The organism is Streptomyces sp. TSRI0107, assembly GCF_001905845.1.
GTDB lineage: Bacteria > Actinomycetota > Actinomycetes > Streptomycetales > Streptomycetaceae > Streptomyces.
The window spans coordinates 207,976-216,817 of the sequence record NZ_LIVZ01000015.1 but is presented as its reverse complement, the minus strand read 5'-3'; the positions used below and the strand labels follow the sequence as shown (position 1 = coordinate 216,817).

Sequence of the window (8,842 nt, the reverse complement as noted above, 5' to 3'; positions counted from 1 at the left end):
GTCGCCAGTGGCGTCGGGCACGTACTTCACAGTGACAACGATCCTCAAGCTCACGCTGAATCTCCTGCGGGCGGCGCGGTGGACTGGGAAAGCATGCGACGGTCCCGACGCGGATGACCCACGCGACTCGACGGACCCTGCATGGAATGATCGGCCGTGTTAATAGCCGTTAACTCGCCCTTTGAGGTTAATCACCGTTAACGATGCTGTCCAGGGGATCGCGTGGCCGATTGCGCCATCGGCCCACCGGATCGACCGCCTCCTGTCCAGGTGTTCAAGTATTCGAGGCCTTGCATTAACATCGGCGCTCACCCGGCAGCCGAGGCCTGGCCGTGTGTCCTGCTCCACTGAGATATTGCGAGGTCATCGTGGCCGCTCTCGACGCTCTGGACGTCTCCATCCTGCGAGAACTCCTGACCCGGCCCCGAGCGGGGATGCGCGAGTTCGCCCGCTCGCTCGGCATCGCCCGCGGGACGGTGCACACGCGGATGAGCCGCCTGGAGCGGATGGGCGTGATCACCGACTACGCGCCGCGGATCTCACCGGCGCAGCTCGGCTTCCCCATCCTGGCGTTCGTCCATCTCCATCTGGCGCAGGGGCAGCTCGCCCGGGTGACACGGGCCCTGGCCCTCGTCGACGAGGTGCTGGAAGCGCACTCGACGGCCGGGGAAGGCGACGTGCTGTGCCGGGTCGCCGCCCGGGACACCGAGCACGTCGAGGAGATCATCCAGCGTTTCCTGCAACTGCCGGGTGTGGTGCGCTGCCGTACGGAGATCGCGCTCAGCGAGCGGCTGCCGAGCCGCATCACATCGCTGCTGTCCCTGGTCGCGCAGGACCTCGCGCCGAACGAGACGAAGGCGTCCGCGCCGGCAGCCGACTGATCACGAGCGGGCTTCGCCGAAGAGGGCGGTCCGGGCCACCACACGGCCCGGACCGCCCTCTTCCCGCGTTCCGGGAGGCCCGGGTGGTCCGCGAGGAGGGTGCCCGGCAGGGCCTGACGCGCCGGCGGCCTGTGCCGATGGATCACATGGCCCAGCAAAGGCGTGGATGTTCTGGTCCAACGGATCAGTAGTCGGCGTTCGGGGCAGGCCACAGGCCCATCCTGGTGCGACTGTGCCCCAGCGCACTCTGCGCTCCTCGAGCATGAACAGGAGGCGAGATGACGACCTTCGTCAGCGCCGACTCCCGTCCTCACGACGGCGAACGCGACGGTGTGCCGGTCGACCCCCGTCGCCGGTACCAGGCCACAGCCGGTCACGTGCAGCTCACCGGGATCCAGGCACTGGCGCGGTTGCCGATCGACCAGCACCGGCGCGATCTCGCCGCCGGAAGGAACATCGCCACCTTCGTCTCGGGCTACGAGGGTTCGCCGCTGGCCGGCTACGACCTGGAGCTGGGCCGCCTGCGGTCCCTGCTGGACGCCAACGACGTGCGGCACGTGCCGGGGCTGAACGAGGAGGCCGCGGCCACCGCGGTGCAGGGCAGCCAGCTGGTCAACACCCTCGACGGCGCCACGCACGACGGTGTGCTCGGCGTCTGGTACGGCAAGGCCCCCGGCCTGGACCGGGCCACCGACGCCCTGCGGCACGGCAACCTCATGGGCGCCCACCCCGCGGGCGGCGCACTGGTGCTCGTGGGCGACGACCCGGCCGCGAAGTCGTCGAGCGTGCCCTGCTCCTCGGAGCTGGCGCTGATGGACCTGGCCATCCCGTTCCTGCACCCGGCCGACTCCCAGGAGGTGCTGGACCTCGGCCTCCACGCGGTGGAGCTGTCGCGCGCCAGCGGTCTCTGGGTGGGGTTGAAGATCGTCACCGCGGTCGCCGACGGCTCCTCGCTCGTCGATCTCGGCGTCGAGCGTCCCGCGCCGGTCCTGCCTCCGGGTTCGGGCCGTCATCAGCCGACCGCCCGGCTCCTCCAGCCCACCCTCGGTCCGCTGGAGCGGGACCTGATGACCACCCGGCTGCGGCTGGCCCGCGAGTACTGCCGGCTCAACCGGCTCAACCGGATCGAACTGCGCGGCGACGACGACGTCATCGGGATCGTGGCCTCCGGCCGCACCTACCGCGAGCTCCGCGCCGCGCTGGACCGGCTGGGTCTGACCGACGCACGCCTCACCGAGGCCGGCATCCGGCTCCTCAAGATCTCCATGCCGTACCCCATGGACGCCGAGACGATCGTCGAGTTCGCCGACGGCCTCGACCGGATCATCGTCGTCGAGGAGAAGCGCTCCTTCATCGAGACCGCCGTGCGCGAAGCCCTCTACGGCCGCGCCGGTGCCCCCCTGATCCTCGGCAAGGAGGACGAACAGGGCAAGGAGCTGATCCCGTCCTACGGCGAGCTCGACGCCGACGCCCTCGTCCGCCCGCTCGCCCGCGAGCTCGGCGCCCGCGGCGTCCCGGTGGAGGGGCAGCGACCCGAGCGGATCGAGGGCCGCGTACAGCTCCCTCTGATCAGCCTGCCCAAGCGTGCCCCCTACTTCTGCTCCGGGTGTCCGCACAACAGCTCCACCAAGGTGCCCGACGACTCGCTGGTCGGCGGAGGCATCGGCTGCCACGCCATGGTCCTGCTCATGGACGAGGACCAGGTCGGCACCGTCACCGGCCTCTCCCAGATGGGCGGCGAGGGCCTGCAGTGGATCGGCATGGCGCCGTACACCGAGCGCGGGCACTATCTGCAGAACCTGGGCGACGGTACCTTCGACCACTCCGGCTCGCTGGCGATCAGGGCCGCCGTGGCCGCCGGGGTGAACATCACCTACAAGCTGCTGTACAACTCCGCGGTCGCGATGACCGGCGGGCAGAGCGCGGTCGGTGCCATGGACCTCCGCCAGATCGTCGACGTCCTGCGCGCCGAGAAGGTGGCCCGGATCATCGTCACCACCGACGACGTACGCCGGACCCGGCGCATGCGGCTGCCCCGCGAGGTGGCGGTCTGGGACCGCGGCCGGATGGAGGAGGCGCAGCGGGCACTGGCCCGGGTGCCCGGCGTGACCGTGCTGGTGCACGACCAGGAGTGCGCCACCGAGAAGCGGCGCAAGTGGAAGCGCGGCAAGCTCGACAAGCCCACCACCCGGGTCTTCATCAACGAGCGCATCTGCGAGGGCTGCGGTGACTGTGGGCACAAGTCCAACTGTCTGTCGGTTCAGCCGGTCGAGACCGAGTTCGGCCGCAAGACCCAGATCCACCAGGCTTCCTGCAACGTCGACTACAGCTGCCTGAAGGGCGACTGCCCCGCCTTCATGACGATCACCGGCGTCGAGCCGGTCAAGGGCTCCGCCGGCGGCGGAACGGCCCGCGATGCGCGTGTGCTCGGCGAGGCCCCCCTGCCCGACCCGGTCCCCACCGTCACGGGCGGCGACTTCGGCGTAAGGCTGACCGGCGTCGGCGGCACCGGTGTGGTGACGATCTCCCAGATCCTCGCCACCGCGGGCCTGCTCGCGGGCTGGACGCCGCGCTCGCTGGACCAGACGGGACTCGCGCAGAAGGGCGGCGCGGTCGTCTCCGACATCCGCTTCCACCGCGCGGGGGAGGGGCGTACCAACAAACTGGGCGCCGGCGAGTGCGACCTCTACCTCGGCTGCGACATCCTGGTGGCCGCCGACGAGGCCAACCTCACGGTGACCTCCCCCGAGCGGACGGTGGCGGTGCTCAACACCGCGCGGGTCGCGACCGGTCACATGGTCGCCGACGTCCGCCAGACCTTCCCCGACACCACCGCCATGAGCGAGCGGCTGCTGGCGCGGGTGCGCCCCGGCGCCGAGGTGCTGGACGCGCGGGAGACGGTGCTGGCTCTGCTGGGCGACGACCAGTACCTCAACACCTTCCTGGTCGGCGTCGGATTCCAGCTGGGCGCCCTCCCGCTGCCGGCCGCCGCCGTCGAGGAGGCGATCCGCATCAACGGCGTCGCGGTGGAGGCCAACCTCCAGGCGTTCCGCTACGGGCGGCTGTGGATCGCGGACCGCGGCACGGTCGCGGCCGCCGTCCGGAAGGACGACTCGCCCGTCTCCGAACCCGGGACGACGGACACGTCCGCCGACACCACACCGCTCGGCCGGCTCGTCGCCGACCGCGTCGGCGAGCTGACGGCGTACCAGGACGCCCGGTACGCCGCCCGCTACGCCGAGACGGTGGACGCGGTCCGCGAGCGCGAGCGGGAGATCGTCCCCGGTTCCGAGGACCTGACCACGGCTGTGGCCAGGAACCTGTTCAAGCTGATGGCCTACAAGGACGAGTACGAGGTGGCCCGCCTCGCCCTCGACGAGGGTGTCGCGGCCGACCTGGCGGAGCAGTTCGGTCCCGGGGCGCGGGCGCAGTGGAACCTGCAGCCCCCGGTGCTACGAGCCCTCGGGATGCGGCGCAAGATCCGGCTCGGTGGTTGGTTCCGCCCCGGGTTCACCGCCCTCCACGGCATGCGCAGGCTGCGGGGCACCGCCTTCGACCCCTTCGGCCGGGCTCATGTGCGCAAGGTCGAGCGAGCGCTGCTCGAGGAGTACACCGAGCGTGTCGCCCACCTGCTCACCGGGCTGACCCCCGGCAACCACGCGGTGGCCGTGCAGATCGCCTCGCTCCCCGACATGGTCCGCGGGTTCGAGGAGGTCAAGCTCCGCAACGTCGAGGCGTACCGCGCCCGCCTGCGGGAGCTGACCGAGCGCTTCGACTCGGGCCCCGGCGAGGGCCCGGCCCGGAGCGTCGATCAGGGCACCGTCCGCGGACGGCACTGAGACCGGCGCGCCCCGGTCACGGCATCACGAAGCTCAACCAGTCAAGGAGTAGTCAACGATGAGCGCCTTCGCGCTGGGCGTGGAACACGAGGACTTCCGCAAGGTCGTGCGTGACTTCGCGGAGAAGGAGATCGCGCCGCACGTCGCCCACTGGGACAAGGACCACCACTTCCCCGTCGACGTGGTGCAGAAGATGGGCGAACTCGGGCTGATGGGCCTGACCGCTCCCGAGGAGTACGGCGGGAGCGGCGGCGACTTCACCTCGCTGTGCCTGGCGATCGAGGAGATCGGCCGTGTCGACCAGTCCATGGGCATCACCCTGGAGGCCGCGGTCGGGCTGGGCATCAACCCGATCCTCACCTTCGGCGACGAGGAGCAGAAGCAGACCTGGCTGCCCGACCTGGTCGCCGGCCGCCGGTTGGCCGGCTTCGGCCTCACCGAGCCGGGAGCCGGATCGGACGCGGGCGCGACCAGGACCCGCGCCGAGCTCGACGGCCAGGAGTGGGTGGTCAACGGCGCCAAGCAGTTCATCACCAACTCCGGCTCGACCCTCACCTCCGTCGTCACGGTGACGGCCCGGACCGGCACGCGGCCCGACGGCCGAAGCGAGATCTCCGCGATCATCGTGCCGTCCGGCACGCCCGGATTCATCGTCGAGCCGGCGTACGACAAGCTCGGCTGGCACATCTCCGACACCCACCCGCTCACCTTCACCGACTGCCGGGTCCCGGCCTCCCACCTGCTCGGCGAGCGGGGACGGGGATACGCGCAGTTCCTCGCCACCCTCGACGACGGCCGGGTCGCGATCGCGGCCCTCGCGGTGGGCCTGATCCAGGCCTGCCTGGACGAGTGCCTGCGCTACGCCCAGGAGCGGCAGACGATGGGCGGGGCGATCGGTCGCAAGCAGGGCGTGGCCTTCCAGATCGCCGACCTGGAGACGATGGTGCAGGCCGCCCGCCTGCTCACCTACAAGGCCGCCGCCATGAAGGACGCCATGGGCCGGCCGGGCGGCCCGAACGTGGCCGAGTTCAAGCGCGCCGCGTCGGTGGCGAAGCTCTACGCCAGCGAGTCGGCGGTCACCGCGACGCGCATCGCCACCCAGATCTTCGGCGGGTACGGGTTCATGGAGGAATACCCCGTCGCGAGGTTCTACCGCGACGCGAAGATCCTCGAGATCGGCGAGGGCACCTCCGAGGTGCAGCGCATGCTGATCGCCCGCGGCCTCGGCCTGCCGGTGGAATGAACGGAAAGCACGAATGAGCGAGCAGCGAATCCGCCAACGGGGCCTGTGGTTCGAGGAGTTCGAGGTCGGTGCCGTGTACGAGCACCGCCCCGGACGCACCGCCACCGAGGCCGACAACGTGGTGTTCACCACCCTGACGATGAACACCCAGCCCCTCCACCTCGACGCCTTCGAGAGCGGCGACCGGCCGCCCTTCCACGAACGGCTCGTCAACTCGATGTGGACCCTCTCCACACTGGTCGGGCTCTCGGTCGCACAGCTGACCCAGGGCACCATCGTGGCCAACCTGGGCTTCACGGAGGTGAGGTTCCCCGCCCCCGTGCGGCACGGCGACACCATCTACGCCGAGACACTGATCGTGGACAAGCGGCCCTCCTCCAGCAGGCCCGGCGAGGGCGTGGTGACGATGGCCCACACCGCCCGGAACCAGCACGGCGAGGTCGTCGCGGTGGCCACCCGCAACACGCTGGTGAGGATGGCGCCGGATGTCTGAGAACCGCTGGGAGCCAGGACCGGCCTGGCTCTTCTGTCCCGCCGACCGGCCCGAGCGGTACACCAAGGCCCTGGCCGCCGCCGACGTGGTGATCGTCGACCTGGAGGACGCGGTCGCCCCCGACCGCAAGGCGGCCGCACGGGACGCGCTGCGCGGCCTGGTCGCCGACGGCTCCTTCGACCGCGACCGGACCGTCGTGCGCGTCAACGCCGCCGATTCCCCCGAGCACCCGGCCGACCTGACCCTCGCCGGCGAACTGGCGATTCCCCGGCTCATGCTGGCCAAGGCCGAACGCCCGGAGACCGTCGCGGCCCTGCGCCACGACGTCATCGTGCTGCTGGAGACGCCGCGCGGAGTTGCGTACGCCGTCGACCTGGCCGCGCAGGCCAACGTGATCGGCGTGATGTGGGGCGCCGACGACCTGGTCGCCGGGCTCGGAGGCTTCGCCAGCCGGCGCGAGGACGGCCGCTACCGCGACGTGGCCGTACACGCCCGCTCGCAGTCGCTGATCGCCGCCAAGACGGCCGGCCGGCTCGCCCTCGACTCGGTGTACATGGACATCCCCGACCTCGACGGGCTGCGCGCCGAAGCGGACGACGCGGTCGCCTGCGGCTTCGACGCCAAGGTGGCCATCCACCCCACCCAGACGCCGGTGATCCGCGCGGCGTACCGCCCCGGCCCGGAGCGGCTGGCGTGGGCCCGGCGGCTCCTGGCCCACGCGGGCACGGAACGCGGTGTCACCACCTTCGAGGGCCGGATGGTCGACGGCCCCATCTACGCACAGGCGGAGCGGATCGTCCGGCTCGCCGCCCTGACCGACGACATGGAAGGAGGCCGCTGATGGAGGACCTGCGCGATCTCACCGCCGAACTCCGCACTCGACTGGCGCGCGTACGGCAGGGCGGCAGCGCCGCGGCCCGTGCGAAGCACACCGCCCGCGGCAAGCTCCTGGTGCGCGACCGGATAGACCGGCTGCTCGACCCCGGCAGCCCGTTCCTCGAGCTCGGCCCGCTGGCGGCGTACGGGATGTACGGCACCGGCGACGACCCGTGGACGGTGCCCTCGGCGGGCATCGTGACCGGCATCGGCCGGGTACGGGGCCGCGAATGCCTGGTGATCGCCAACGACGCCACCGTCAAGGGCGGCTCCTACTACCCGATGACGGTGAAGAAGCACCTGCGCGCCCAGCAGGTCGCCGCCGACAACCTGCTGCCCTGCATCGCCCTGGTGGACAGCGGCGGAGCCAACCTGCCGCATCAGGACGAAGTCTTCCCCGACCGGGAGCACTTCGGCCGGATCTTCTTCAACCAGGCCAACCTCTCGGCCCGCGGAGTCCCGCAGATCGCCGCGGTCATGGGCTCCTGCACCGCCGGCGGCGCCTACGTGCCCGCCATGTCGGACGAGACCGTGATCGTGCGCGACCAGGGAACGATCTTCCTCGGAGGACCGCCCCTGGTGAAGGCGGCGACCGGCGAGATCGTCACCGCCGAGGACCTCGGCGGCGGCCTGGTGCACGCCACCAAGTCCGGTGTCGTCGACCACCTGGCCGACGACGACGAGCACGCCCTGGAGACCGTCCGCTCCATCGTCGCGACCTTCGAGCGGCCCGACGCCGCCTCGCTGCGCGCCGCGCCGGTGGAGGAACCGCTCGAGGACCCCGAGACGCTCTACGACGTCGTGCCCACCGACTCGCGCACGCCGTACGACGTGCGCGAGGTGATCCGGCGCATCGTCGACGGCTCGCGGCTGCAGGAGTTCAAGGCCCTCTACGGCGACACCCTGGTGTGCGGCTTCGCGCGCATCCACGGCTACCCGATCGGCATCGTGGCCAACAACGGCATCCTGTTCAACGAGTCGGCCGTCAAGGGCGCCCACTTCGTGGAGCTGTGCAACCAGCGCGGCATCCCGCTGCTCTTCCTGCAGAACATCACCGGCTTCATGGTCGGCAAGGACTACGAGAACCGCGGCATCGCCAAGGACGGCGCGAAGCTCGTCACCGCGGTGGCCTGCTCGGTGGTGCCGAAGTTCACGGTCGTCATCGGCGGTTCCTACGGCGCCGGAAACTACGGGATGTGCGGGCGCGCCTACGACCCCCGCTTCCTGTGGATGTGGCCCAACGCCCGCATCTCGGTGATGGGCGGGGAACAGGCCGCGTCGGTGCTGGCCACCGTGCGCGGCTTCGACTCCCCGGACGAGGAGGAGGCGTTCAAAGCCCCGATCCGGGCCGAGTACGAGCGCAAGAGCTCGGCCTACTACTCCACCGCCCGGCTGTGGGACGACGGCGTCATCGACCCCGCCGACACCCGCCGGGTCCTCGGCATGGCACTCGCCACCGCCGCGCACGCCCCGATCCCCGCGCCGTCCTACGGCGTCTTCAGGATGTGAT

At 71.0% G+C, this 8,842-nt stretch carries 6 protein-coding genes; all 6 read left to right on the top strand.

The window, feature by feature from the left end; all coding sequences use genetic code 11:
• Positions 1–368: 368 nt before the first annotated feature.
• The 6 genes from AMK31_RS34530 to AMK31_RS34505 all read left to right on the top strand — a co-directional run bounded on the left by AMK31_RS34530 (position 369) and on the right by AMK31_RS34505 (position 8,841).
• On the top strand, positions 369–881 hold the full coding sequence (locus tag AMK31_RS34530) for an Lrp/AsnC family transcriptional regulator (protein WP_073944682.1): 513 nt from the start codon (positions 369–371) through the stop codon (positions 879–881).
• 278 nt (positions 882–1,159) lie between these two features.
• Complete coding sequence (locus AMK31_RS34525) at positions 1,160–4,720, top strand: indolepyruvate ferredoxin oxidoreductase family protein (RefSeq protein ID WP_073944681.1); 3,561 nt, start codon at positions 1,160–1,162, stop codon at positions 4,718–4,720.
• 58 nt (positions 4,721–4,778) lie between these two features.
• Positions 4,779–5,963 carry an acyl-CoA dehydrogenase family protein gene (locus AMK31_RS34520; protein WP_073944680.1) on the top strand — a complete coding sequence of 395 codons (1,185 nt, stop codon included), beginning with the start codon at positions 4,779–4,781 and terminating at the stop codon, positions 5,961–5,963.
• Between the two features lie 13 nt (positions 5,964–5,976).
• Positions 5,977–6,456 carry a MaoC family dehydratase gene (locus tag AMK31_RS34515; RefSeq protein ID WP_073944679.1) on the top strand — a complete coding sequence of 160 codons (480 nt, stop codon included), beginning with the start codon at positions 5,977–5,979 and terminating at the stop codon, positions 6,454–6,456.
• Positions 6,449–7,297, top strand: a complete 849-nt coding sequence (locus AMK31_RS34510; protein ID WP_073944678.1) for an HpcH/HpaI aldolase/citrate lyase family protein — start codon at positions 6,449–6,451, stop codon at positions 7,295–7,297. The genes AMK31_RS34515 and AMK31_RS34510 overlap by 8 nt, the downstream gene beginning before the upstream one ends.
• Positions 7,297–8,841, top strand: a complete 1,545-nt coding sequence (locus tag AMK31_RS34505) for a carboxyl transferase domain-containing protein (RefSeq protein WP_079187061.1) — start codon at positions 7,297–7,299, stop codon at positions 8,839–8,841. The genes AMK31_RS34510 and AMK31_RS34505 overlap by 1 nt, the downstream gene beginning before the upstream one ends.
• Position 8,842 lies beyond the last annotated feature (1 nt).